We start from the raw sequence: 24,357 nt of genomic DNA on the forward strand, positions 1-24,357 counted from the left end.
CTTTAAAATACAAAACGCCCGATGAAGTACATCGAGCGTTTTAGTTAAAAAGTGTCAACCCATATCAGGACGGGTCATTGCAGCTTGGTTAGAAACGGTAGTTTGCTTGAACACCGATTAGCCAAACATTACCCGTAGTTTCGCCTACGAATTGGCCGCCGACTTGTTCTGCAGTGTCGTCTGACTTGTAACCACGAGACTCAACGATTGGTGCGTCTTTCGCAAAAATATAGGTGAAGCCAGCGTCTAGGCTGAAGTCTTTCGTCCAATCGTACGTTGCGCCAATACTTAGCCAAGTGCGGTCAGTTTCTGGAATAGTGATCGTACGGTTTTTGTCGCTTACCGCTGAAGTATCGTATGCAATACCAGTGCGTAGCGCTAGCTTAGGATCAAGCTGGTAAGTAGCACCAACAGCAAAGCGATAATTATCTTCCCAGTTTTCTACTTTAACCATATGCGTGCCAGCAGTATTTAGACGTGCTTCCAATTTCTCGAAAGAGCTCCAATCCGTCCAGTTAACGCTTGCGTGTAACGCAAGTTGGTCTGTTACTTGGTGGAAGCTTGCCAACTCAGCCGTTGCAGGCAGGTTTAGATACATGTAGCCGTTGTCGCGTTCAGAAGTACCGAAGCCAAAACCAAGACCTTCAGCATGGCCTTCAAGCTTCAGTTCAACTTCAGATTTGTACGCGAAGCCGATACGGTTATTTTCATTGATCTGCCATGCTGTACCAACTTGCCAGCCCCAAGCGGTATCGTCACCTTCCATGTATTTTAGAGCGGTACCTTGAGGAACACTGATTGGTTGATTAGTTTCAGGATTTAACCCTACAACGTTATTCTTAGGAGCTGCTGCGCCAAAGCTGCCTTCGCCGATGATGTAACGGATACCACCACCAACGCTGATCGATTCATTGACTTTGTAAGCTGCGTTTAAGTTCGCTTCCATTGTCGTTACGCTTGCTTCGTTACCAAAGTGCGATGCACCAAAGCCTTTACCTAAATCGGTTTCCATGCCGTAGTTGGTGCCAAATGCCAAACCAATCGCGAATTTCTCATTATATTGGTGTGATAGGTAGAAGTTTGGAATGATTGCATCATGTGCGAAGTCATCTGAAGATGCAGAAGAAGTGCTACCGTGGAAGTTTACATCACCTTCAATATCAATATTTGGGTTCACATAGATTGCACCAACGGACACTTGAGTGCCTTCCAAATAAGTTAGCATTGCTGGGTTACGCCATTGTGCACTTGCGTTGTCAGCCATTGCAGCTTCACCAGCATATGCTCGACCTAGGCCTGTTGCAGAATATTCAGCAAGTTGGAAACCTGCTGCGTTAGCCATGCCCGTTGTGCCAAGTAGGCTTAATGCCACTGCTGTTGATAGAAGAGTCTTGTTGGTTTTCATTCGAATGTTCGCTGATTTGTTTATAACGTGGGACGAAAGTTTAAAGGTAGAGTTTTTACTTTAGAAATGAAAATCCAGCGTAAGTGGTCATTTGGAATATTATCCTTTCAAATATTATTTATGTGGTTTAATAATCTAACTGTGAAAGGCTTGTAAACGGAATTCAGCGAACAGCTGTGCGTCCTAATTGTGAGATTTAGATACACGTGTTCACTCAAATTGAGTGGGCAATAAATCGCAGATATGAAAAAAGGCTGGAAATCCAGCCTTTTATATAAAGTATTTTTCTACTAACTAACAGCGAAGCGTTTAGAAGCTACGGCTGTATTGTAAGCCGAATAGAATTGCATCAGCATGAGTTGTTGCTGTTACACCGGTAGAAAGACCAGGAGCTAATTGAGTATTCTCATTAACTTTTACATCTTCACCTAACAAGTACGTGAAGCCAAAATCGATGTTTGAGCTATTATCAATATGGTAAGAGAAACCTGTGGAGAACCACTGGCGATCTGAGTCTGGTACCGAGATAGACGTTACTTTATCTTGAGCGCTTGTGTCGTACATGTAACCAGCACGAAGTGTCCAGTTGTTGTTTAGGTAGTAAGTACCACCAATTGCGTAGTGCCAGCCATCTTGCCATTGATAGTCTTTCGAGTAACCACCTTTAAGTAAACCCTGATTTAGGTTCTCAAAATCAATTTGGTCGAAATCTTTCCAGCCGATGTATTGGATGCTGTAGTGTACAGCAAATTTAGTGTCTTGGATTTTGTGGAAACCGGAAAACTCGGCCATATCTGGTAGAGGTAGCGTGATTTCCTGACCTTTGTCGTCTTTCGCCGTAAATTCAGGGCTGTAACGATACGCTAGACCAAAACGGTTGTTTTCATCTAGTTCGTACACAGTACCAACGTTAAAACCAACAGCCCAACCATCAGCTTTATCTACGTCCAGAATTTTTTGACCGCCAACCCCTGGGACTGAAGAGCTAGTTGTACGCTTCATTGTGCCTTGGCCGTAGATTAAATCTAAACCAGCACCAAAGCTCCATTGTTCGTTTAAACGGTAAGAACCCGCCAATCCAAAGTTGAAGCTTTTTACATCCGTAAGACCACCGTACTCGGTTGCGGTGTAGTTATCTGAAAATTCAGTTTTAGTGCCGAAATTAGAGTATGCGTTTACGCCCCATGCAAACTTGTCATTTACTGGAACGATTAGGTGAATGTTTGGAGCTATTGACGTATCACCCACATCATCAGTGTCAGCAACATTTACAGTACTGGAGCCCAAAGGAGTATTAACGTTATATTTCGCATCTTTCACTTCAATCATTGAAGTAATGCTTTCGAAACCTAGCGACAGTTCCATTTTATCAAACAGAGCCATTGCTGCTGGGTTACGAGCCATTACTGCTGCATTATCTGCGATTACCGCATCACCAGCAAATGCACGGCCGATGCCAGTTGCTGATTGAGCGTTGATTTGGAAACCCGCTGCCATCGATTGACCTGAGGCAAAAGCTACCGTTACTGCTAGGAGAGTCTTTTTAAACAGACGCGTGTTCTGAGTCATTTGTTTTTCCTTATTAGATTCGTCTCTTTGGACGATAAATTGAGCTTTTGCTCAGTGGCGAAGATAGTAGTATCAATAGTTGCTTGGACAAATCCGACCATTGGATAAAATTGAATAAAAATTGCAGAAATGATGTCTAAAAGACGGGAAATTGCACTTAAAATGCATAATTTAGAGTTTAAGCTCTAAATGCGATAGGGGGGTGAATGTTTTGTGTTCTATTTATACAAAAATGCCGCTAAATAAGATCATTTAGCGGCATTTAACCTTTTGAAGGCTGGAAATCGTCGAAGTTGTTACATCGGCTTAATCATTGATGCAAGAGTCGTAGCGAGCGCATCAATATTTTCACCTTCTTCCCCGACTAAAATCAGGCTTGAACTCCCGACGGGCTGAACGATTCCGGTCATGCCATCCTTACTAAAGTCGGTACTTTGTTCGCTTGGAATACCAGTAATAAATAACGTTACTTTACCTTTTGGACCTTGGAACACCATATGCACCGCATTGGATTCGCCAAAACCGCAGTGGTTTAGGTAGTAAACGTGATATGGAAAGTTTTCACTAAACTGGTAATGAAATGGCGACATTTTCGCATTAATTTGCGAGCTCGGTACATCCTCATCAAGATGACGAACAAACGGTTCTTCATGAATAACGTGTTTCATCGCGGTATCCGCTAAACTGGCTTGTGCTGGAGACACCAAAACATTTCCCCAGTTTACTTGGCCAACTAATAACCCTGCGGTGAACGCAATAGAAGCGGCAAGTGCCATTGCTTTGCGGACAAAGTTTGGTCTTACGACCTTCTCTTCATCAAGTGCACTCGACGTCTGGCTAAATAAAATCTTATCTGCGAGATCTTCGGGTACATCCACATTCATGGCTTGTTTAATTTTTACATCGAGATCCAAAACGTCATCAACAAACTTATTGTTGGCGTCGCTACCAGCTAAAGCTTGCAGAATCTCTTCATCCTTTTGTTTTGGATCCGACAAAATACGACGACGAAATTCTAAATCATCCATTCTTTTGTCCTCTCTTGGTATCTTGAGAATCCAACATCTCTTTAAGTTGATTACGAGCGCGAAATAGTCGAGTCATCACTGTGTTTTTATTTAAATCAAGAATGTCGCCAATTTCTTCTCCACTGAAACCACCGACAACTTGGAGAAATAAAGGCTCACGATATTCAACATCGAGCTTCATGATCTGTGCCTGCAGCCATTCTTGCTGATGATGTGAGTCATCGCTGACTTTAGCATCATTGCCGTAATCATCGATATCAACTAAATCAAATTGTTTACGTTCGAAGCGGCGCGCATTTTCTCGTCTCAATATTGTGATGAGCCAAGACTTGGCAGCTTTTTCGTCTTGGAGGCTATCGAGTGACTTCCAAGCTCTAAGACAGGTTTCCTGAACTAGATCTTCCGCGACCGCTTTATCTTTGCACAACCAATATGCGTAGCGGTACAAGTCACGATGATACCCTCGGACGAGCGCTTCGTATTTTCTTTGCTTGTCCATATCAGAGTTGACCGGACTGTTGGAATTTTTCTTTCCAAACATTTTTAATATGGCCACAGGAGCCTCCATCCTCGCTCTGTGAGTTTCTTATTTGTTCTGAGCATGACTTTACTTGCTTCATCGCTTAGCGGTTTTGGTTGCAGGATTTGTCATGCAACCCCTTTGACACAATAAGCCATGTGGTTACCTAAAAGTGTATACGCAAATGTCAGATATCATCGAACACGAATTGATATATATTGTTAACAATATCATCATTAGTAATCAATGGCTTGGATAAGTTCACTCGATGGAGCATTAAAAGGGACTTCTGATGGTGGATTCTTGAATTATTTTGAATCAATAATCGCTCTAGGTGAGCTTAAAACTCGTAAAATCACTATAAAATTGATCTATTTCAAAATATCAAGCAGTGAAGGGGTTATAGTACACCTTGTCATCTCGTTAGTCATTGCGACTAACATGTTGAGCAAGATGACACTTCCTTTTGAAGGCTGACTTTACTTTCTCCTAATCAGGAAACTGATTACTTTTCAATTGGCGTAAGTTAATTGTTTTATAGATATTCCGACCACACAGTTATGTGTGGTTTTTTTTTGCTTCGATTTTACTTTCCGTATACCTCTTACCGTTTTAACTCTCTATAGTTAACCATTAGTAATCGCATAAGAATCAAAGAAGTAGAGTAATTGAACTACTTGCTTCACGTTTATTTAAACGCACGTTTGATAAATTTAACAAATTCATTACAATGCATCAGGTCAGACCTCTTGTATTTAAGGAGAAACAATGGGCAAGCAGGAAGTAAAAACACGCAATGGTGAGCGTGTCGCTATTGTCGCGGGGCTTCGAACTCCCTTTGCTCGTCAAAGCACGGAATTTAGCCAAGTGCCAGCGGTCGATTTAGGGAAAATGGTAGTAAGCGAAATGCTTGCTCGAACAGATATTGATCCGAAGCTAATCGAACAAGTGGTATTTGGACAAGTAGTACAAATGCCTGAAGCGCCAAACATCGCACGAGAAATCGTGTTAGGCACTGGTATGAACATCCATACTGATGCATACAGTGTGACTCGAGCGTGTGCGACGAGTTTTCAAGCGGCGGTTAATGTCGCAGAAAGCATCATGGCGGGAACCATCGATATTGGTATTGCTGGCGGTGCAGACTCTTCTTCCGTCCTGCCTATTGGCGTATCAAAGAAACTGGCCGCTAATCTGCTTGCTCTTAGTAAGACAAAAACAATGGGTCAGAAGCTTAGTATCCTCAAAAACTTGAGCTTTAAAGACCTGATGCCAGTGCCACCAGCAGTAGCAGAGTACTCTACGGGTTTATCCATGGGACAAACTGCAGAGCAAATGGCTAAAACACATGGTATTTCTCGCGCAGAACAGGATGCGCTTGCACATCGTTCTCATACGCTGGCTTCTCAGGCTTGGAAAGAAGGAAAAATCCAAGATGAAGTGATGACGGCTTTCCCTGAACCATACAAAAAATGGATTTCGGAAGACAACAATATCCGTCATGACTCAACGGTTGAGGGATACGCGAAATTGCGACCTGCGTTTGATCGTCAGTATGGCAGTGTTACGGCAGCGAACAGTACGCCATTGACTGATGGTGGTGCGGCAGTGATGTTGATGCGAGAAGGTAAAGCGAAAGAGCTCGGAATGGAGATCCTTGGTTACATCCGAGGTTATGCATTCTCTGCTATCGGCGTGGAAAAGGACATGCTGATGGGGCCAACTTATGCCACAGCGAAAGTGCTTGAAAATACAGGCTTGGAACTGTCAGACCTGACGTTGATCGACATGCACGAGGCCTTTGCTGCTCAAGCATTGGCGAATGTGAAGATGTTTGCTTCCGATAAGTTTGCTCAAGAAAACCTTGGTCGCTCAAAAGCGATTGGTGAAATTGATATGGATAAGTTCAACGTGCTTGGCGGATCAATTGCTTATGGTCACCCATTTGCTGCGACTGGTGCGCGTATGATGACGCAAACCCTACGAGAGCTAAAACGCCGTGGCGGTGGTATTGCATTGAATACTGCATGTGCTGCTGGTGGTCTTGGTGCGGCAATGATTCTGGAGGTTGAGTAATGAGCGAGCAAAAAGCATTTAGTCTAAAGGTTGATGAGCAAAATATTGCTTGGTTAGCCATCGATGTTCCTAATGAAAAAATGAATACGCTGCAGGCGGCTTTTGCTGACGAAATGAAAGAAATTTTTGCTCAGCTAAAAGACTCCAGTGGTATTAAAGGGATGATCATCCACTCCCTAAAACCGGACAATTTTGTTGCGGGTGCTGATGTTCGAATGCTAGAAGCATGCACCACAGCAAGTGAAGCGGAAGCCTTAGCAAGGCAAGGTCAGGAGTTGTTCCAGCAGCTATCGGACTTACCTTATCCTGTCGTTGCGGCTATTCATGGCCCATGTTTGGGCGGTGGTTTAGAACTGGCTCTTGCATGTGATTATCGTGTTTGTACGGATTCTGACAAAACGCGTTTAGGTCTGCCAGAAGTACAACTTGGTTTATTGCCAGGTTCTGGTGGTACTCAGCGTCTGCCACGTTTGATTGGCCTGTTACCGTCGTTGGACTTGATCCTGACGGGTAAACAACTTCGTGCGAAGAAAGCTAAAAAATTGGGCGTTGTGGACGCCTGTGTGCCTGACACCATTTTGCTCGACGTAGCAAAACAGTTTATCGACAAAGGTAAAAACAAGGGCACGAAAAAGCTATCGACGAAAGAAAAGGTGATGTCTGGTAGCGGGCTAGGGCGCAAGTTTGTATTTGAGCAAGCTGCGAAGAAAACGAATCAAAAAACTCGCGGTAACTATCCAGCAACGGTTGCAATTCTAGAAGTTATTCAACATGGCTTAGAGAAAGGCTTCGCTAAAGGTCAAGAACTTGAAGCGAAGCGCTTCGGTGAGCTTGTGATGAGCTCAGAGTCAAAAGCGCTCCGTTCGATCTTCTTTGCCACAACAGAAATGAAGAAAGAAAATGGCACGGATGCGAAACCAGCACCAGTTCATAAAGTTGGTGTGCTTGGTGGTGGTCTGATGGGCGCCGGAATCAGCCATGTGTCTGTTGCAAAAGCAAAAGTACCTGTTCGCATCAAAGACGTTAGCAACGATGGCGTTTTAAATGCGCTCAACTACAACTACAAGTTATTTGAGAAACAGCGCAAACGTCGCATTCTATCCAAGGCTGATCTGCAAGCGAAAATGCTGCAACTGTCTGGTGGTGTCGATTTTTCCAGTTTTAATCATATTGATGTCGTAATTGAAGCCGTTTTTGAAGACTTAGATCTTAAGCAAAAAATGGTGGCGGACATTGAAGCAAACGCTAAGACAGAAACTATCTTTGCGACCAATACTTCTTCGTTGCCTATCCACAAAATTGCAGAAAAAGCGGAGCGTCCAGAAAACGTAGTGGGTTTGCATTACTTCAGCCCGGTAGAAAAAATGCCGTTGGTGGAAGTGATTCCGCATGAAACGACGTCAGATGAAACCGTTTCAACAGTTGTTGCACTTGCTAAGAAGCAAGGTAAAACCCCGATCGTAGTGAAAGACAAAGCGGGCTTTTACGTGAACCGCATTCTTGCTCCATACATGAACGAAGCGGCGCATATTTTGTTGGCTAACGAACCGATCGAAAAGATTGATACGGCGTTGCTTGATTTTGGTTTCCCTGTTGGCCCGATTACCTTGTTGGATGAAGTTGGTGTCGACATTGGCGCGAAAATTATGCCGATCCTGGTTAATGAGTTAGGTGACCGATTCAAAGGGCCGGATGTGTTTGATATCTTGTTAAATGATGGACGTAAAGGACGCAAGAGTGGTAAGGGGTTTTACACTTACAAGGGCAAGAAGAAAGATGTCGACAAATCGGTTTACAAACTGCTTAAGCTCGACCCTGAATCTAAGCTAAGCGATAACGATATTGCGTTGCGCTGTGTGCTGCCAATGCTGAATGAAGCGGTACGTTGTTTGGATGATGGCATCATTCGCTCGCCACGTGACGGTGATATTGGCGCGATATTTGGTATTGGTTTCCCACCGTTCTTGGGTGGCCCGTTCCGTTACATGGACCAATTTGGTATTAAGGAGCTCGTAGAGAAAATGAATGAGTTTGCATCGAAATATGGCGATCGTTACGCGCCATGTGATGGTTTGCTCACTCGAGCTGGTGAAGGGACAACGTTCTATTAAACGTTGCTTCGGTAGAGAAAAAGGCTTGCCAGTGGCAAGCCTTTTTCATAAAGAAGAAATGGTTACTTCTTCTTGTCTTTCTTATCTTTATTGTGGCCTTTACCAGGGTTGTCGTCCCCATGAACGCTGCTATTACCTTTTTTGTCTTTATCATTCCACTGTTTTGAAGAGCAATCATCTGATTTGATGGATACATTGTCTCCGCTAAGGCGCACACAGTCGTCACTTAGTTCGAAACCATCGCCTTTGACTGAGATTTCAGCGTGAGCAGATGCCAATGGCAGTATAAGAGCCACAAGTAAAAGTGCTTTTTTCATGATTACCTCATTAAGTTATTTTTAGTGCGGTAATTAGAGCATAAGCCGCAATGGCGCAATTTCAATTTTCTGCCAATTATGGTGCCGATTCAATCTATGAGACCGACAATCTCATGGGTTTGTAGGTTCATTCTAGTAATCGACAATTTTATTTCTGCGCAACTAGATCACCCCAAGCCGCAATCTTTTGGCCGAAGTTGGAACTCTTCAATCGATCCTATTTCTTGTCCTAGATGGATGCGCGGAGCCTCCGAATGCGCTTGACCTTGAGAGTGCATGATCAAACGATTTGCAGTACGAGGTTTCAATTCGTTCACAACGAAGCGAATCATGTCTGCGCGCGTCAGCTTCTTCAACTCCGCCAGTACCTTGTCACGTTGGTTAAACTCAGTGTCCTTATTTCCTATCGCAACCCAAAGACGTTGAGCCCGTCCTCGAAGTGTGGTGTCCGGCGTTGCTATTTGGTTCCACAAGCCGCGCTTACTGCTGTGCCATTGGTAATCGTTTAACTCTAACAGCACCATATAAAAGGCATTTAAAAACTCATCGATTGAGGTAACCAGCTCGGCAGGTGCTGCATTAGGTGACTGCACATACAGTACAATACCAGGGTGACGATTTAGCGGCATATTGCCAGTGCCTACCATGTAACCTAATTGCTGCTTGGTACGGATTTCGTGGAAAAACGTTGCCGACATAAGGTGATTGGCCAATGAGTATAGCGCGATACTACGAGGCTCAATATCCTCGCACTGGTGGTAAATAACGACCGCGGAATCTTGCTGATTACAATGCACCTCACGTTGAAAACTGCCATTTTTACCTAGCATAATGAGAGGACGAAGTGCCTCTTCATAACGTTGCTCGTTAACTCTTAGAGCATCCTTTAAGGTCGTTGCCATGTCATGGGCTTGCTGGCGTTGCCAGTCTCCGTAAACAAACATTTCAACGTGCAGTTCTGCAAGAATGGATTCTACGAATACCGAGAGTTCATCGACTTCGATTTCTTCTAGCGCTTCGACTAAGGTTGCGAAAGGCGGGTTATTGGGTTGAAGTAACCCAGTAAGTGCGTTAAACAGCTGCGAAATAGGGCGATCTTGTGAAGCATTTCTCCAGTTTCGTAACAGTTGTTGTTTGATGGTTTCAAAGCGAGCAGGGCTGAAATCTCGAGAAGCAAAACGGTGCAGAATCATTTCTAGCAACTGAGGCAGCTTTTGACTGAACCCTGAGAGGGTTAAGGTCACGCCACCTTGGTGAGCGTACATGTTGTAACCCATCCCTGCGATTTCTGCTTGATAGGTTTCTTTTGCTAGCGAATCGAGGAACATCTCTACACATAAGCGCGTTTTGACGATGTTCTTTGGTGATGCAACGGCATGAGAGCTGTCGATAGCGACATAAACGACACCTTTAGGCACGCGAAATTCGTCATCTTGCAAATGCCACAGCCGAAACCCTTCGAGATCCTCAATCAACTCTGGCAGCGAATCACCATTTTCGAGTGGCATGGGGTCGAGGTCGTAGCAAATATAAGGGTTCTTTTCCGGTAAGACGAATTGCCAGCTTGGGTCGATTTGCTGATAGAAACGACGTTGGTCTTCACTAAAAGGTGTGACGGAGTACGGGGTAAAGTACCATTCGGCAGTACGGTTGTATTCCAGGCCTTTAGCAATCAAAGTGACGCGTACATTATCGATGGTTAAGTATCGCAGCAATGAACGCTGTAACTCCTCATCGTAGCCCGCCATTTTGTAGTCACCATAAACCGTGTCTTCCGGTTGATAGTGCTGCATGTTGATCACCAGATGGCTGACGAGATCCATTGGGCGCGATGGCTCTTGGAAGCGAAAAGCCGATTCTAATACCGCTTGTTTTTCGAGATAGCGCCATTCATCTAACCCGTCTTGTTTGATCATCGAGAGGTATTGAAAAACTGCTTGAACGATATCATCAACATGATCTAAGCCGTTTGGCGTCAGGGTGCAGCTTACGGTAAAGTCTCGGTAGTTACTGCCACTCGCGCCGCCGCCCGCTGAGAGAGAAGTAATCCAGCCTTTTTCTTTGAGTTGAAGCATCAAACTGCCTTCTCCTTCATAACCCAAAAGGTGAGCAAAGTAGGAGAGTGGCTTCACGCTATAATGCGCATCCATTCCCGGCATGGGGAATGTGAGAATCAGTTTACGGAACTCTTTGAGCGGCTCGACTTGAACCAAAATGCCCGTGCTTTCCTCAGTGCCTATCGGTACATCAATCGATTTTCCACGAAGATGGTGATTTGGGATGTCTGCAAACATGGCTTCTACCCAAGCTTGCTGTTCATCGAGCGGCTGTGGCCCAAATAGAGTCAGTGTCATCAAATCGGCGGAATACTGAGAGTGGTGAAACTCCACAATTTCGTCGCGGATGGATTTACCATCTCGGTCGCCAAGAGTATCTAAGTTTCCGACAGAGAATTTTGAAAACGGGTGCTCTGGATTGATGACTTCTTTGTTAACTTGATACAGGCGACGAGAATCATCATTGAGTTTGAGCTTGTATTCGGAGTCGACAGCCTGGCGTTCTTTGTCTAATGCTTCTTCGTTAAACAAAGGTGCGGTAAAAAATTGGCTAAATCGATCTAAGGCACTTTCAAAGGCATTTGGAGCAATATTGAAAAAGAAACAAGTGTGCTCTGTACCAGTCCAAGCGTTGTTTGTTCCACCGTGTTGGCTAATATAGCTTTGAAACTCGCCCACTTTAGGGTATTTTTCCGTACCCAAAAAAAGCATGTGTTCTAAATAGTGTGCCAGACCTTGGCGATCGTTTGGGTCGTCGAAGTGTCCAACGTTCACTGCCAGAGCAGCTGCCGACTGTTGAGCTGTATCGGAATGAATCAGCAGTACACGCAGTTCATTGCTCAAGGTAATGTAGCGGTATTGATTTGAATCGTTAGGACTTAGATGCACGATGCGTCTCCAGATTTCGCATTACAGTAATTTAGGCTCCCCTCGCGGGGGGCGCAAAGTTTGCGTTTCGACAAATACTGCTTGCCGTATTTTTGTTATTCGTAGACTTCTGCACAGGCCCATCGCGTTTGCGTATGGGGAAGAACTGTTTGAGTGAATGCTCTGAACTCATTGCACAGTTAAATAGTGTGATGAACTGAGTACATTCTTTTAATAGATTGTTAAGAAAGTCGCTATCTTTAACAAGCGAATTGGTATAATGAACAGATAATTATATCAGTATTTTTGTTTCGTCATTGTTAAAGTTAGCCCCGTCTATCTAATAAAGATAGCAGTCAACCTTTTGGTAGCGTTAGCTATCCCTAGGAAATAACATGAAAATATTCATCATGCGTCACGGTGAAGCCGAGCATTTTGCAGATTCAGACGCAGCACGACAATTGACCCCAAGAGGCAGAGTCGAATCAGAAGCGGTTGCGAGAGCCTGTAAAGAACAGGGTTTTGCGCAATTCGATAAAGTGTTGGTGAGTCCGTACATTAGAGCTCAACAAACTTGGCAAGAGATCAGTACGTATTTCTCTGCAAAAAGCATTGAAACTTGTGAAGATATTACACCTTATGGCCAGTCCGAGCATGTCTTCGATTTCGCAAGTGCGTTAATCGAAGTCGAACAATTGGACTCGCTTTTGTTCGTATCGCATTTGCCTTTGGTCGGTTATCTGACTTCAGAGTTTGTAAAAGACATGACACCACCGATGTTTCCTACATCAGGGCTAGTGTGCATTGAATATGATTTACAAACACAAAATGGTGAAGTGCTATGGCATATTACGCCATAAGTGTCTAAACCAAAATAAGCGTTTGCAAATTAGAGACCGAATAAGAAAGGCAGGATATCCCTGCCTTTTCGTTTCATCGTGTCTACGGTAAGCCTATTACTTTTCAGGAATTGAAAGCAACACTAACAACGCACCATCACCACCAAATTCTAGAGGCGCTTGGTGAAAAGCCATAACGTCAGGATGCTGTGCTAACCAAAGTGGGGCTTTCTGTTTCAGGATGTGTTTCCCAATACCATGTTGCACACACGCACAATGAATCTCGTTTTTGATGCAATAGGCTATCATCGCACCAAGCTCGCGTTTTGCTTCTTGCTGTGTCATGCCGTGCATATCGAGGAACACGTCCGGTACATACACGCCACGACGTAGACGTTTGACTTCATAAGTGGAGACGTCGTCACGTGCATAACGAGTTGGACCTTCATCGTTTAATAGAGGGACAAACTCGTCTGAAAAGTAAAATTCAGAGTCACTCGCTTCACGGTTGGAGCGCTTGATTTCTTTTTGCTTAGTATTTTTTTTTGGTTGCTGGATTATGGTATCCTGTCGCAACTTTTTTACGCCCTGTACTGCTTCCTGAAACAAGGCGAAATCGTCATCGTTCTCGGTGTCTTTTTTGCTCATTAGGTAAACAATTTCATTAATAAACTTTATTGGCAGTATTGTAGCGCTTTTCGGAGGCAATTTTGGATAAGATTTTTGTAGAAGAAGCGGTATCGGAGCTGCATACCCTTCAAGATATGATTCGTTGGACGGTAAGCCGCTTTAATGCAGCGAACCTGTTTTACGGTCATGGTACTGATAATGCGTGGGATGAAGCAGTTCAGCTTATCCTGCCAACCTTATACTTGCCGATTGATGTGCCTCCGCACGTATTGAACTCTCGCCTAACGACAAGCGAGCGTCTGCGTATTGTTGAGCGCGTAGTAAAACGCATCAACGAGCGTACGCCAACAGCATACCTAACCAACAAAGCATGGTTCTGCGGTCTTGAGTTCTTCGTTGATGAGCGTGTACTTGTGCCACGCTCTCCTATCGGCGAATTGATTCAAGCGGAATTCCAACCTTGGTTGGTGGAAGAGCCTACGCGCATCATGGACCTATGTACGGGTTCTGGTTGTATCGCGATTGCTTGTGCGCACGCTTTCCCTGAAGCAGAAGTGGATGCGATCGACATCTCTACAGATGCTCTACAAGTGGCTGAGCAAAACGTACAAGATCATGGCATGGAGCAGCAAGTGTTCCCAATTCGCTCTGATTTGTTCCGTGATCTTCCAAAAGAGAAATACAATCTAATCGTGTCTAACCCACCATATGTGGATGAAGAAGACATGAACAGCCTGCCAGATGAGTTCACGCATGAGCCTGAGCTTGGGCTAGCTGCGGGTACGGATGGTCTAAAACTAGTGCGTCGTATTCTTGCTAACGCGCCAGATTATCTAACAGATAACGGCATTCTTATTTGTGAAGTCGGCAACTCAATGATTCATATGATGGAACAGTACCCAGAGATTCCATTTACTTGGATTGAGTTCGAGAACGGCGGTCATGGCGTATTTATGCTAACGCGTGACCAGCTGGTTGAGTGTGCAGAAGAGTTTAAACTGTACAAAGACTAATAGAATCTTGCACTAAACATCAAAACACCGAGCTTTATGCTCGGTGTTTTTTTATGTATACCTCGCCGATATTAACTCTTTACATCAAAACGTAATAAAGCCACTATGAATCCACGAAGAATTGGAAAGCAGCTATGCTCTGTTTTGAGAGAGCGTGGCGATAAAAACTTGAGGAAGTAATGGCAGGAAACAGTATCGGACAACATTTCCGAGTGACGACATTCGGGGAAAGTCACGGTATCGCACTGGGATGTATCGTAGACGGATGTCCTCCGGGGTTGGAAATTACAGAAGCAGATCTACAAATCGATCTCGACCGCCGTCGTCCAGGCACATCACGTTACACTACACAACGTCGTGAACCGGATGAAGTTAAAATTCTTTCTGGCGTTTTTGAAGGCAAAACCACGGGCACATCGATCGGTTTGCTAATTGAAAACACCGATCAACGCTCAAAAGACTACTCTGACATCAAAGATAAGTTCAGACCGGGTCATGCTGATTACACTTACCACCAAAAATATGGCATCCGCGACTATCGCGGTGGCGGCCGTTCTTCAGCTCGTGAAACCGCAATGCGTGTGGCGGCTGGTGCAATCGCGAAGAAATACTTAAAAGATGAGTTTGGTGTTGAGATTCGTGCTTACTTGTCACAAATGGGTGATGTATCTATCGACAAGGTAGATTGGAACGAAATCGAGAACAATGCATTCTTCTGCCCTGATGCTGACAAAGTAGAAGCGTTTGACCAACTTATCCGTGACCTGAAAAAAGAAGGCGACTCAATTGGCGCGAAAATTCAGGTTGTGGCAACTAACGTGCCTGTAGGTCTTGGTGAACCTGTATTTGACCGTCTGGATTCAGACATCGCGCACGCGCTAATGAGCATCAACGCGGTGAAAGGCGTGGAAATCGGAGACGGTTTCGAGGTGGTAAACCAAAAAGGCAGTCAGCACCGTGATACGCTTGCTCCTGAAGGTTTTGGTAGTAATCATGCGGGTGGCATTCTTGGTGGTATCTCGACTGGTCAAGACATTGTCGCTAACATTGCGCTTAAGCCAACATCAAGTATCACTGTGCCGGGTGAGACCATCACAAAAGAAGGTGAACCAACTCAGTTGATCACCAAAGGTCGTCATGACCCATGTGTGGGTATTCGTGCTGTGCCTATCGCAGAAGCGATGCTGGCAATTGTGGTGATGGATCATTTACTACGCCACCGTGGTCAAAACCATGGCGTACAAACCGAGACTCCAAAGATTTAAGAGCTTTGTGTCATTCCAGCGAGCTATAGCGAGACTAGGAATCTAATTTCAGCACGATGAAAAGAGAAAGAAACATCTCTGACAACAGAGTGCTCGGATAATAGATCCTGAATCATGCTCCTTCGTCGCTGTTCAGGATGACTGAATATAAAATTATGCCACTCACTGAATCGCGGGTGGCACAATTTTATCAGGCAACCTTTTTTGTTTAAGTAGTTTTTGCTTAATGAATCGAGCCTTCGGTTTCCAAATGGAAAGAAGGCAGACGCCACTTAAAGCGCACTGCAGCCATACGCAGCATGTAACCAGTAACCAGTGTAATGATCGTGGCAGTGACATCGGGAACATTAAATTCTAATAGCGCTAAGTACATTCCTGATGCGATAAGAGCGACAGAAGCGTAAAGCTCTTCATGCAGTACCAATGGTGTTTGGCGACAGATTAAGTCACGAAGTAGCCCACCGAATACACCAGTTACTAACGCTGAAACCATACAAATACCAGGGTGCAAGCCCATGCCCATCGCAATTTTTGTTCCGATGATACTAAACACGATTAAACCTAGTGCATCGAGGCGAATGAACAGACCTTTCAGCTTAATCACCCATTTCGCTAAACCTGTTGTTAGCACACCTGCAACACACGTAATTGCAAGGAACTCTGGGTTTTTTACCCAACCAAGAGGGTAGTGGCCTAATAGAATGTCACGTACGGTGCCACCACCAATGGCCGTTGCGCTGGCCACCAACATAACACCAAACCAGTCCATCTTTCTTCTACCAGCACTTAACGCACCTGTCATGGCTTCAGCCGTGATACCAATGATATACAACACACTTAGCAACATAGGGAAACACTCAACGTAAAAAGTCACTACGTTCTACGAGAATCAGCGTAGGCGAAGTAACAACACTTACAAACGGTTCTATCTCTCTTAAAAAGTGATTAAAACCAGCAACATGCTTGTAGTCAAACGGCTTAAAAATAGCGGTTTGAACGGCATCAAAATAAGGCGAGAGTGTAGTGGTAAATAAGTACGCTGACGAATGAGAAATTGTATGGAGAAAGCGACCTTCAGATAAATTCAACTAATAACCAAAAATGTGGGGGTGCCTTTACCTCATAGCTAAAAACAGCGACAATATGCAGCGCATGTCAAACTGAAGTACAAACTCGACGATGACCCACGAATACCAAGACTTAATCACCATTTTTAATGACACCTTTTTAGAACAATTTAATACGAAATTAGAGTTAGGTGGTGATGAGCCTATTTATCTTCCTGCTGATGATGAACACCCTCATCATCGGATTATTTTTGCTCGGGGTTTTTACGCCTCTGCTTTACACGAGATCTCGCATTGGTGTGTGGCTGGTCCAGAGCGTCGTTTGCTGGAAGATTTTGGCTATTGGTATGAACCCGATGGGCGAACAGCAGAAGTTCAAGCGGAGTTTGAGAAAGTTGAAGTGCGACCTCAAGCTTATGAATGGATTCTGGCACAAAGCGCTGGCTTCCCTTTTACGGTGAGTTGTGACAATCTACACGGCGATTTTGAACCAGATAGGCTCGGCTTTATGAAAAAAGTGCATAAAGAAGTGCTAGGTATTTTGGACGTTGGCTTGCCTTTGCGAGTGAAAATGCTTTCTGATGCCCTGCGCGCATTTTATCAAACTAAGCCACTGGAAGCGTCGGACTTTTGCGTTAAATAACCACTAATAACCTCAGAGATACACCATGATTATTGAATTTGAAGAAAAACTACTGGAACTGATTGATGCTCGAATTGAAACAGCATCTGACGATGAATTGTTTGCTGGTGGTTATTTACGTGGTCACATCTCTTTATCCGCGGCGTCTTGTGAAGAAGAAGGGATTAGCGATATTACTGAGCTGAAGTCACGCATTGAGAGCAGCTTAGAAAATGCGCGTACCGAGTTAAGCCCGGCCGATCGCGTGATTGTCAGTGATTTGTGGCAAGAGCTCCAGGCTCAGGCTTAGTCCCTAAGCAGCGTTCTCCCTTTATTTAATCCTAGTCATTTACTACTTCGAAAAATTCGAACCTCTCCATAAAATTTTTGTGGTTGTAGCGAAACTGTTCAACTTTTATTCTGATCAGCATAAAACGTGAACAAAGGATTACAACCATGAAAATTGTCGCATTTGGTGCATCTACCAGCTCTACCTCAATCAACAAACTACTTGCTACATACGCAGCAAACCAAGTCGAAGGCGCTCAAGTGAATGTTCTAGACTTAAACGATTATCAAGCGCCAATGTTTAGCGAGGACAAAGAGAAAGAAATTGGTCAAGCTGAAGGGGCTGTCGCGTTTTTACGTGACTTGGCGGAGGCTGACGCTCTCGTTGTTTCCTTCGCAGAGCATAACGGTTCGTACCCAGCGGCCTATAAAAACTTGTTCGATTGGGCGACGCGCATTGAGCGTAATGTATTTCAAAACAAACCTGTCGTTTATTTAGCAACTTCCCCAGGTCCCGGTGGTGCACAAAGTGTTCTTGCGGCGGCGACAGGTTCTGCTCAATTTTTTGGCGCGGATGTAAAGGCATCGTTATCTGTGCCGAGCTTCTACGAAAATTTTGACGTGGAATCGGGTAAGGTTGTAAACCCAGAAGTGGCAGAGCAAGTGAAACAGGCAGTTGCACTGCTGAAGTAATCTCAGTACGAGCAACTTAGTGAGTTAGCGATTCCCGACACGTATCTGTGTCGGGAATTAAAACGAGAGAATACTCTTACAGCTCGGTAATGGCTTTGCCTTTTCTTAGTTTACGAACCCACATTCGACTTGGGTGAAGTTCGGTCAATACATCAACAGGTAATGGCAGCGGGTCCCCACAGATCTGGGAGGCCAACACTTCAGCTAATAATGGTGCAGAGCTCAGTCCACGAGATCCTAAACCTAAGAAGCAGAATAGGTTAGGGTACTGATGAATGGTTTCTACCTCTTCTTCTTTTTGATTTTGTAAGTTGGCGTATTGCGTTTTGATCGTCTCAAAGTCACCCACATTTCCGACAAATGGTAAGTGATCTCGGCTAACACAACGAATACCTTGGCGAGATTGATTACCAGTGATATCTACCTCTTTTGCCCATGTTTGATTCGGTACACATTTCACTAGCTTTTCCGCATTATCTTTTTGGGCGTTTTCATCAAATTCGTAGTCAAGGTGACTGCGGTCGTAGCTTGCACCGATACACAAGTGTTGATTACTTGGGTTAACAGGTGTCATGTAACCGTCGTAACACAACACCGTTTTCAGCTGACTCAGCGTTTCGGTTGCTGGCGCATGACTGACTTGTCCTTTCACTTGTCCCATTGGTAGGGAAGCGGTTTGACTCAATGTCTGGAACTCATGGCCGTTCGCAATTACAACCGTTGAGTGCTCAAATGTTTGACCACTCGCCGTTAGTAGCCAGAGCTGACGCTTTTCATCCCAATCTAATGCCTCAACAAGATGTTCAAACTTCGTTGAGAGTAACGACGTCTTCTCCAATTGTTTAATTAACCCGCGAGTTAACTCGGCAGGGCACAGCCACCCTCCCATTGGGTAGTGCACAGACGCCATATCAATAGGTAACCCGATAGTGTTCGCAGTTTCCTCGGCGGACAGCTTTTGAATGAGCTCTGGAGTGAAGTTACCCGCAAGCATTTTCTCCAGTTTGTCTGTGGATTTGTCATCCCACATCAACTGAGTTACGCCACACCAGTCATGATCAAAATCGATCTCTTGTGCTGCTTGTTCAACAAACTGACGTGCGAACAAAAATGCAGGAGCAAACACACGCGAAACGCCCGTGTGCGGGCCATTAAGCAGTGGATAAACGGCTCCTTGTCGATTGCCTGAAGCTCCTTTGGCTGGTTGTTTGTCTTTACAGTAAAGGGTGACGTTTTGGCCACGACGAACTAACGTTTTCGCTAACGCCGCGCTAGCTATACCACCACCAATGATGGCAATCGAATCAAGATTGCTAGATGCTGAGCGATTGAACCAAGGGAGATGGTTCGATTGCTTTTCACGTTGCTCCATAGAGCCGGCGATCATTTCTCGCTTAGTGCCGAAACCTTTCACCTTTTTCATTGTAAAGCCAGCTTCGTTCAAACCACGACGTACAAAGCCTGCTGCGGTAAACGTGGCAACTGTACAATCTTGCTTGGCTAGCTTTGCCATGTTGTTGAACAGGCCTTGGTTCCACATTTCTGGGTTTTTGCTTGGCGCGAATCCATCTAAGAACCAAGCATCAATCAAACCTTGTTCGTTGTATGGGACTTGCGGCATGCAGTCTTTAATGTCACCAAACCAAAGGTCGAGTGTGATTGCGCCGTCTTCTAAAACAATGCGATGACACTCCGGCACAGCGGCAGGGTAGTGCTTTTGTAACTTTTCCGCGTATTCAGCTAGCTCAGGCCAAGCTTCATGCGCCTTCTTTAAATCGGCTTTGCTTAATGGGTATTTTTCAAAGCTAATAAAATGCAGCTCTTTCAATGTTGCGTCCGGATGCTGACGACGAAACTCACTAAACCACTGGCATACTGCTAAGAAGTTTAATCCCGTGCCAAATCCTGTTTCACCAATGACAAAACGTCTTTGGTCAAATTCCTGCCATCTTTCTGGGAGATGATTTTGTTTTAAGAAAACGTAGCGTGTCTCTTCAAGACCGTTTACGTTAGAGAAGTAAACATCATCAAATTGGTCTGAAACCGGAGTACCAGCTTCGTTCCAACCAAGTTCTGCGTTTTTTATTGAAGTCATAATGGTGCAAATTTGTGATTTGGCGCGGTAAGAATGGGGCGATTGTACGAATTTATGGGAAAGCTGACCACTTTTGTTGACTATCTTAGTTATCATCTAGCGGATTTTTGAATTATAGGAATGTCATAATGAAACGAGTCGTAATCACCGGTATGGGTATTGTTTCAAGTATCGGTAACAACGTCGAAGAAGTTCTAGCGTCTCTTAAAGCGGGCAAATCTGGCATCACTGCATCTGAGCAGTTCAAAGAACACGGTCTTCGTTCGCAAGTATGGGGTGATCTAAAAATCAACCCGGCGGAACACATCGACCGTAAGCAGATGCGCTTTATGGGTGATGCGGCTGCTTATGCATACCTATCAATGGAGCAGGCAATCGCAGACGCTGGTCTTACAGAAGAGCAGGTTTCAAACGATCGTACCGGTATCGTTGCAGGTTCTGGCGGTGCTTCTGCATACAATCAAACGGTAGCGACAGACACGATGCGCGCCAAAGGCGTAAAGCGAGTTGGTCCTTACATGGTTCCTCGTACAATGTCTTCTACTGTTTCTGCTTGTCTTGCTACGCCATTTAAGATTCGTGGCGTGAACTACTCAATGAGCTCTGCATGTGCAACATCTGCACACTGTATCGGCCATGCTATGGAGCTTATTCAACTAGGCAAACAAGATATTGTTTTTGCTGGTGGCGGCGAAGAGCTAGATTGGTCTCAAACTATGATGTTTGATGCGATGGGCGCACTGTCAACCAAATACAATGACACGCCAGACAAAGCATCTCGTACATACGATGCAGACCGTGACGGTTTTGTTATCTCGGGCGGCGGCGGCATGCTGGTTATTGAAGAACTAGAGCACGCACTGGCACGTGGTGCGAAAATCTACGGTGAAATCGTAGGTTACGGTGCGACATCAGATGGCTACGACATGGTAGCGCCATCAGGTGAAGGCGCAATTCGTTGTATGAAGATGGCGATGCAAAACGTTGATGGTGTGGATTACATCAACACGCACGGTACATCGACACCAGTTGGTGACGTGAAAGAGCTTGGTGCTATCCAACAATTGTTTGGTGAGAACAGCCCTGCAATCTCTGCAACAAAAGCAATGACTGGCCACGCACTCGGCGCAGCGGGCGTGCACGAAGCAATTTACTCAACACTTATGCTAGACAAAAACTTCATTGCTCCAAGCATCAATATTTCAAACTTGGACGAAGCAGCACAAGGTCTGGACATCGTGACAGAAGCACGTGATGCAGAGTTAACGACCGTAATGTCAAACAGCTTTGGCTTTGGCGGCACAAACGCAACTTTGGTTATTAAAAAGTACCAAGGTTAACTGAATTTGTTGGCGCCTTGCGAGAGTACTGTAAACGCCAACAATCCAGTTTCCAGAGCTTGATCAGTCACACTGATCGAACAGACGCAGACTCTATCCCATGGAGAGCGGGATAGGATCCTTTTGTTCTGGAACTTTGCCCGGCTATTTAGCCGGGCTTTTTCTTTTCTCTGTTTCTGCTTTTCTCTAGGCTTCCCGTCAATCGATTCTATAGGAGTTACCTCCTTGAGGTTTATTGGTGTTATATCTTGAGATTTTTCGGGAAAAGGGCACAATCGCTTTAGTTTCGCATCTTGCGAATAAACGAACTCTTACAAATGGATGTTAGAACGCTGGCGCTATGAAAATTATTGTTGATGAAAATATGCCGTATGCTGAAGAACTATTCAGCCAACTCGGTAACGTAATTCTAAAACCAGGTCGTACACTGACCGCCGATGATTTAGTGGATGTTGATGCCCTAATGATTCGCTCAGTCACCAAAGTGAATGCTGACCTGATCAGCAAAGCAAACAAGCTGAAGTTTGTTGGTACGGCCACGGCAGGCATGGATCATGTTGACCAAGCACTCTTAAAAGAGAAAGGCATTTTCTTCACTGCGGCGCCAGGGTGTAACAAAGTGGGTGTGGCGGAATACGCGTTCAGCGTGATGATGGTGCTCGCTCAGCAACAAGGTTTCTCGGTATTTGACAAGACGGTAGGTATTATTGGTGCAGGCCAAGTAGGTAGCTACCTAGAGAAATGTTTGAAAGGCATGGGTATTAAAGTTCTGATCAATGACCCATTCAAACAAGAGGCTGGTGATCCTCGTAGCTTTACTCCGTTGACAGAACTGATTGAAAGCTCAGACATCATTACACTACATACGCCAATCACCAAAGATGGCCCATACCCAACGCATCATTTGATTGATGAGAAGGTGTTAAATGGTCTCCGCAGCGATCAAATTTTGATTAACGCGGCTCGAGGTCCCATCGTTGACAACGCTGCTTTGAAGCAACGTCTTTTGAAAAACGATGGCTTTACAGCGGCACTCGACGTATTTGAATTTGAACCAGAGGTTGATATGGAGCTTCTGCCTCTGCTAGCATTCGCAACCCCTCACGTTGCAGGCTACGGCTTGGAAGGGAAAGCTCGCGGTACAACGATGATTTTCAACAGCTACTGTGAGTTCTTAAATAACGAATTACGTGCGCATGCCAGCGATTTACTGCCAACCGCGCCTGTTCCTACTATGGTATTGGACAGAGCTTGGGACGAAGCAACACTGCATAACATTACGCAGTTAATCTATGATGTGCGTAGAGATGACGCTCTTTTCCGCCGTGAAATCAGTAAGCCAGGCGCTTTTGACCTGATGCGTAAAAACTACTGGGATCGCCGTGAATACAGCGCTGTCACGCTAGTGGGTAACAAAACATGTAACCTTGCTCCATTAGCAGAACTAGGTTTTCAGATTGAGGTAAGTCAATGAGCCAGCAATATAATGTTGCCATTTTAGGTGCGACCGGTGCGGTCGGTGAAACAATTTTGGATGTGCTTCAAGAGCGCAAATTCCCAGTAGGCGAAATCTTCCTACTCGCGAGTGAGCGCAGCGAAGGCAAGACTTATCGCTTCAATGGTAAAACGGTACGCGTTCAAAACGTAGAAGAGTTCGATTGGTCTCAAGCGCATATCGCACTGTTTTCTGCTGGTGGTGAGCTATCAGCCAAGTGGGCTCCAATTGCCGCTGATGAAGGCGTGATTGTTATCGACAATACATCACACTTCCGTTACGAGTACGACATTCCTCTTGTTGTGCCTGAAGTAAACCCAGAAGCGATTGCAGAGTTTCGTAACCGTAACATCATTGCGAACCCGAACTGTTCAACCATCCAAATGCTGGTGGCACTAAAACCAATTCACGATGCGGTGGGTATTGAGCGTATTAACGTATCAACTTACCAATCGGTGTCTGGTGCAGGCAAAGCGGGTATCGATGAGCTAGCAGGTCAAACGGCGAAGCTGCTAAACGGTCTGCCTGCAGACAAGAAGCAATTCTCTCAACAGATCGCGTTTAACTGTATTCCACAAATCGATCAAATGATGGAAAACGGCTACACCAAAGAAGAAATGAAAATGGTGTGGGAAACACAGAAGATCTTTAACGATCCATCAATCACAGTCAATCCAACGTGTGTACGTGTTCCTGTATTCTACGGTCACGCAGAAGCACTTCACATTGAGACTCGTTCACCTATCGATGCACAAGAAGTCGTTAACTTGCTTGAACAAACTGACGGTATCGAAGTGTTCCACGGTGAAGACTTCCCTACACAAGTTCGCGATGCGGGCGGTAAAGACCATGTAATGGTTGGCCGTATCCGTAACGATATCAGCCATCATAGCGGCGTAAACCTGTGGGTTGTTGCTGATAACGTGCGTAAAGGCGCGGCAACTAACGCGGTGCAAATCGCAGAAGTTCTGATCCGCGATTACTACTAAGTCGCTTACAGTTCATTTCAAAGCCTCGCACAGTGCGAGGCTTTTTTGTACGAACGAAACAAAATAGTGTG

20 protein-coding genes are annotated in these 24,357 nt (G+C 44.9%); 11 read left to right on the plus strand and 9 right to left on the minus strand.

The features are described 5' to 3' along the window. Window positions 1–88: 88 nt before the first annotated feature. From R7O03_RS09470 to R7O03_RS09485, 4 genes are all read right to left on the minus strand, one after another. Window positions 89–1,405 carry an outer membrane protein transport protein gene (locus R7O03_RS09470; protein WP_005380525.1) on the minus strand — a complete coding sequence of 439 codons (1,317 nt, stop codon included), beginning with the start codon at window positions 1,403–1,405 and terminating at the stop codon, window positions 89–91. A gap of 309 nt (window positions 1,406–1,714) precedes the next feature. After that, the gene (locus tag R7O03_RS09475; protein WP_064354222.1) at window positions 1,715–2,974 is read right to left on the minus strand and encodes an outer membrane protein transport protein; all 1,260 of its coding nucleotides are present in this window, start codon (window positions 2,972–2,974) and stop codon (window positions 1,715–1,717) included. A 296-nt stretch (window positions 2,975–3,270) separates the two neighbouring features. Continuing rightward, on the minus strand, window positions 3,271–4,002 hold the full coding sequence (locus R7O03_RS09480) for a DUF3379 domain-containing protein (protein ID WP_033907380.1): 732 nt from the start codon (window positions 4,000–4,002) through the stop codon (window positions 3,271–3,273). Then, entirely contained in the window at window positions 3,995–4,570 is a 576-nt protein-coding gene (locus R7O03_RS09485; protein ID WP_005380528.1) for a sigma-70 family RNA polymerase sigma factor, read from the minus strand. The genes R7O03_RS09480 and R7O03_RS09485 overlap by 8 nt, the downstream gene beginning before the upstream one ends. A gap of 720 nt (window positions 4,571–5,290) precedes the next feature. Between R7O03_RS09485 and fadI the strand changes: the two genes are divergently transcribed. Then, complete coding sequence (gene fadI / locus R7O03_RS09490) at window positions 5,291–6,598, plus strand: acetyl-CoA C-acyltransferase FadI (RefSeq protein WP_005384447.1); 1,308 nt, start codon at window positions 5,291–5,293, stop codon at window positions 6,596–6,598. Next, complete coding sequence (fadJ, locus tag R7O03_RS09495; RefSeq protein WP_318131685.1) at window positions 6,598–8,709, plus strand: fatty acid oxidation complex subunit alpha FadJ; 2,112 nt, start codon at window positions 6,598–6,600, stop codon at window positions 8,707–8,709. The genes fadI and fadJ overlap by 1 nt, the downstream gene beginning before the upstream one ends. Before the next feature lie 62 nt (window positions 8,710–8,771). On the opposite strand, the gene R7O03_RS09500 is transcribed toward fadJ, so the two are convergent. Further along, complete coding sequence (locus tag R7O03_RS09500; RefSeq protein ID WP_005384444.1) at window positions 8,772–9,026, minus strand: hypothetical protein; 255 nt, start codon at window positions 9,024–9,026, stop codon at window positions 8,772–8,774. A gap of 167 nt (window positions 9,027–9,193) precedes the next feature. Beyond that, a complete protein-coding gene (locus tag R7O03_RS09505) occupies window positions 9,194–11,971 on the minus strand; it encodes an insulinase family protein (protein WP_047104372.1) in 2,778 nt (925 codons plus the stop codon). A 374-nt stretch (window positions 11,972–12,345) separates the two neighbouring features. On the opposite strand from R7O03_RS09505, the gene sixA reads away from it, so the two are divergent. Beyond that, window positions 12,346–12,810, plus strand: coding sequence for a phosphohistidine phosphatase SixA (gene sixA / locus R7O03_RS09510; RefSeq protein WP_213905662.1), 465 nt, complete (start codon window positions 12,346–12,348; stop codon window positions 12,808–12,810). Window positions 12,811–12,906: 96 nt separating this feature from the next. Here the strand turns inward: sixA and smrB are convergent, their stop codons facing one another. Beyond that, window positions 12,907–13,437, minus strand: a complete 531-nt coding sequence (gene smrB, locus R7O03_RS09515) for an endonuclease SmrB (RefSeq protein WP_005380539.1) — start codon at window positions 13,435–13,437, stop codon at window positions 12,907–12,909. Between the two features lie 62 nt (window positions 13,438–13,499). Here smrB and prmB point away from each other — a divergent pair, with 62 nt between their 5' ends. Further along, window positions 13,500–14,432: a 50S ribosomal protein L3 N(5)-glutamine methyltransferase gene (prmB, locus tag R7O03_RS09520; RefSeq protein ID WP_005380541.1), complete on the plus strand. Its 933-nt coding sequence runs from the start codon at window positions 13,500–13,502 to the stop codon at window positions 14,430–14,432. A 179-nt stretch (window positions 14,433–14,611) separates the two neighbouring features. Next, window positions 14,612–15,697: a chorismate synthase gene (gene aroC, locus R7O03_RS09525; RefSeq protein ID WP_258616204.1), complete on the plus strand. Its 1,086-nt coding sequence runs from the start codon at window positions 14,612–14,614 to the stop codon at window positions 15,695–15,697. Between the two features lie 223 nt (window positions 15,698–15,920). On the opposite strand, the gene R7O03_RS09530 is transcribed toward aroC, so the two are convergent. Further along, window positions 15,921–16,544 (minus strand): trimeric intracellular cation channel family protein, encoded by a 624-nt coding sequence (locus tag R7O03_RS09530; RefSeq protein ID WP_005380544.1) that lies wholly within the window; start codon window positions 16,542–16,544, stop codon window positions 15,921–15,923. 332 nt (window positions 16,545–16,876) lie between these two features. Between R7O03_RS09530 and R7O03_RS09535 the strand changes: the two genes are divergently transcribed. The 3 genes from R7O03_RS09535 (at window position 16,877) to R7O03_RS09545 (ending at window position 18,367) form a co-directional block, all read left to right on the plus strand. Then, complete coding sequence (locus R7O03_RS09535) at window positions 16,877–17,407, plus strand: elongation factor P hydroxylase (RefSeq protein WP_005380546.1); 531 nt, start codon at window positions 16,877–16,879, stop codon at window positions 17,405–17,407. Window positions 17,408–17,432: 25 nt separating this feature from the next. Next, a complete protein-coding gene (locus R7O03_RS09540) occupies window positions 17,433–17,696 on the plus strand; it encodes a YfcL family protein (RefSeq protein ID WP_017635933.1) in 264 nt (87 codons plus the stop codon). Between the two features lie 146 nt (window positions 17,697–17,842). Further along, on the plus strand, window positions 17,843–18,367 hold the full coding sequence (locus R7O03_RS09545) for an NADPH-dependent FMN reductase (RefSeq protein ID WP_005380552.1): 525 nt from the start codon (window positions 17,843–17,845) through the stop codon (window positions 18,365–18,367). A gap of 76 nt (window positions 18,368–18,443) precedes the next feature. Here the strand turns inward: R7O03_RS09545 and mnmC are convergent, their stop codons facing one another. After that, complete coding sequence (gene mnmC, locus R7O03_RS09550) at window positions 18,444–20,462, minus strand: bifunctional tRNA (5-methylaminomethyl-2-thiouridine)(34)-methyltransferase MnmD/FAD-dependent 5-carboxymethylaminomethyl-2-thiouridine(34) oxidoreductase MnmC (RefSeq protein ID WP_213908094.1); 2,019 nt, start codon at window positions 20,460–20,462, stop codon at window positions 18,444–18,446. Between the two features lie 128 nt (window positions 20,463–20,590). On the opposite strand from mnmC, the gene fabB reads away from it, so the two are divergent. From fabB to R7O03_RS09565, 3 genes are all read left to right on the plus strand, one after another. Further along, window positions 20,591–21,802 carry a beta-ketoacyl-ACP synthase I gene (gene fabB, locus R7O03_RS09555; protein WP_005389435.1) on the plus strand — a complete coding sequence of 404 codons (1,212 nt, stop codon included), beginning with the start codon at window positions 20,591–20,593 and terminating at the stop codon, window positions 21,800–21,802. A 340-nt stretch (window positions 21,803–22,142) separates the two neighbouring features. Next, window positions 22,143–23,276, plus strand: coding sequence for a 4-phosphoerythronate dehydrogenase (locus R7O03_RS09560; RefSeq protein ID WP_005380560.1), 1,134 nt, complete (start codon window positions 22,143–22,145; stop codon window positions 23,274–23,276). Continuing rightward, window positions 23,273–24,286 carry an aspartate-semialdehyde dehydrogenase gene (locus R7O03_RS09565; RefSeq protein WP_005380562.1) on the plus strand — a complete coding sequence of 338 codons (1,014 nt, stop codon included), beginning with the start codon at window positions 23,273–23,275 and terminating at the stop codon, window positions 24,284–24,286. Before R7O03_RS09560 ends, R7O03_RS09565 begins: the two co-directional genes overlap by 4 nt. Window positions 24,287–24,357 lie beyond the last annotated feature (71 nt).

Origin of the sequence: Vibrio sp. Vb2960, from assembly GCF_033337665.1 — a bacterium.
GTDB classification, from domain to species: Bacteria; Pseudomonadota; Gammaproteobacteria; order Enterobacterales; family Vibrionaceae; genus Vibrio; species Vibrio alginolyticus.

What these genes read in the sequence shown, in the direction of transcription:
- R7O03_RS09565 (WP_005380562.1), top strand. Translation starts at nt 23,273, where the DNA reads ATGAGCCAGCAATATAATGTTGCCATTTTAGGTGCGACCGGTGCGGTC.
- smrB (WP_005380539.1), bottom strand. Translation starts at nt 13,437, where the DNA reads ATGAGCAAAAAAGACACCGAGAACGATGACGATTTCGCCTTGTTTCAG.
- fabB (WP_005389435.1), top strand. Translation starts at nt 20,591, where the DNA reads ATGAAACGAGTCGTAATCACCGGTATGGGTATTGTTTCAAGTATCGGT.
- R7O03_RS09470 (WP_005380525.1), bottom strand. Translation starts at nt 1,405, where the DNA reads ATGAAAACCAACAAGACTCTTCTATCAACAGCAGTGGCATTAAGCCTA.
- mnmC (WP_213908094.1), bottom strand. Translation starts at nt 20,462, where the DNA reads ATGACTTCAATAAAAAACGCAGAACTTGGTTGGAACGAAGCTGGTACT.
- R7O03_RS09560 (WP_005380560.1), top strand. Translation starts at nt 22,143, where the DNA reads ATGAAAATTATTGTTGATGAAAATATGCCGTATGCTGAAGAACTATTC.
- R7O03_RS09480 (WP_033907380.1), bottom strand. Translation starts at nt 4,002, where the DNA reads ATGGATGATTTAGAATTTCGTCGTCGTATTTTGTCGGATCCAAAACAA.
- fadJ (WP_318131685.1), top strand. Translation starts at nt 6,598, where the DNA reads ATGAGCGAGCAAAAAGCATTTAGTCTAAAGGTTGATGAGCAAAATATT.
- R7O03_RS09475 (WP_064354222.1), bottom strand. Translation starts at nt 2,974, where the DNA reads ATGACTCAGAACACGCGTCTGTTTAAAAAGACTCTCCTAGCAGTAACG.
- R7O03_RS09535 (WP_005380546.1), top strand. Translation starts at nt 16,877, where the DNA reads ATGACCCACGAATACCAAGACTTAATCACCATTTTTAATGACACCTTT.
- R7O03_RS09530 (WP_005380544.1), bottom strand. Translation starts at nt 16,544, where the DNA reads ATGTTGCTAAGTGTGTTGTATATCATTGGTATCACGGCTGAAGCCATG.
- R7O03_RS09500 (WP_005384444.1), bottom strand. Translation starts at nt 9,026, where the DNA reads ATGAAAAAAGCACTTTTACTTGTGGCTCTTATACTGCCATTGGCATCT.
- R7O03_RS09545 (WP_005380552.1), top strand. Translation starts at nt 17,843, where the DNA reads ATGAAAATTGTCGCATTTGGTGCATCTACCAGCTCTACCTCAATCAAC.
- R7O03_RS09540 (WP_017635933.1), top strand. Translation starts at nt 17,433, where the DNA reads ATGATTATTGAATTTGAAGAAAAACTACTGGAACTGATTGATGCTCGA.
- R7O03_RS09485 (WP_005380528.1), bottom strand. Translation starts at nt 4,570, where the DNA reads ATGGAGGCTCCTGTGGCCATATTAAAAATGTTTGGAAAGAAAAATTCC.
- aroC (WP_258616204.1), top strand. Translation starts at nt 14,612, where the DNA reads ATGGCAGGAAACAGTATCGGACAACATTTCCGAGTGACGACATTCGGG.
- sixA (WP_213905662.1), top strand. Translation starts at nt 12,346, where the DNA reads ATGAAAATATTCATCATGCGTCACGGTGAAGCCGAGCATTTTGCAGAT.
- fadI (WP_005384447.1), top strand. Translation starts at nt 5,291, where the DNA reads ATGGGCAAGCAGGAAGTAAAAACACGCAATGGTGAGCGTGTCGCTATT.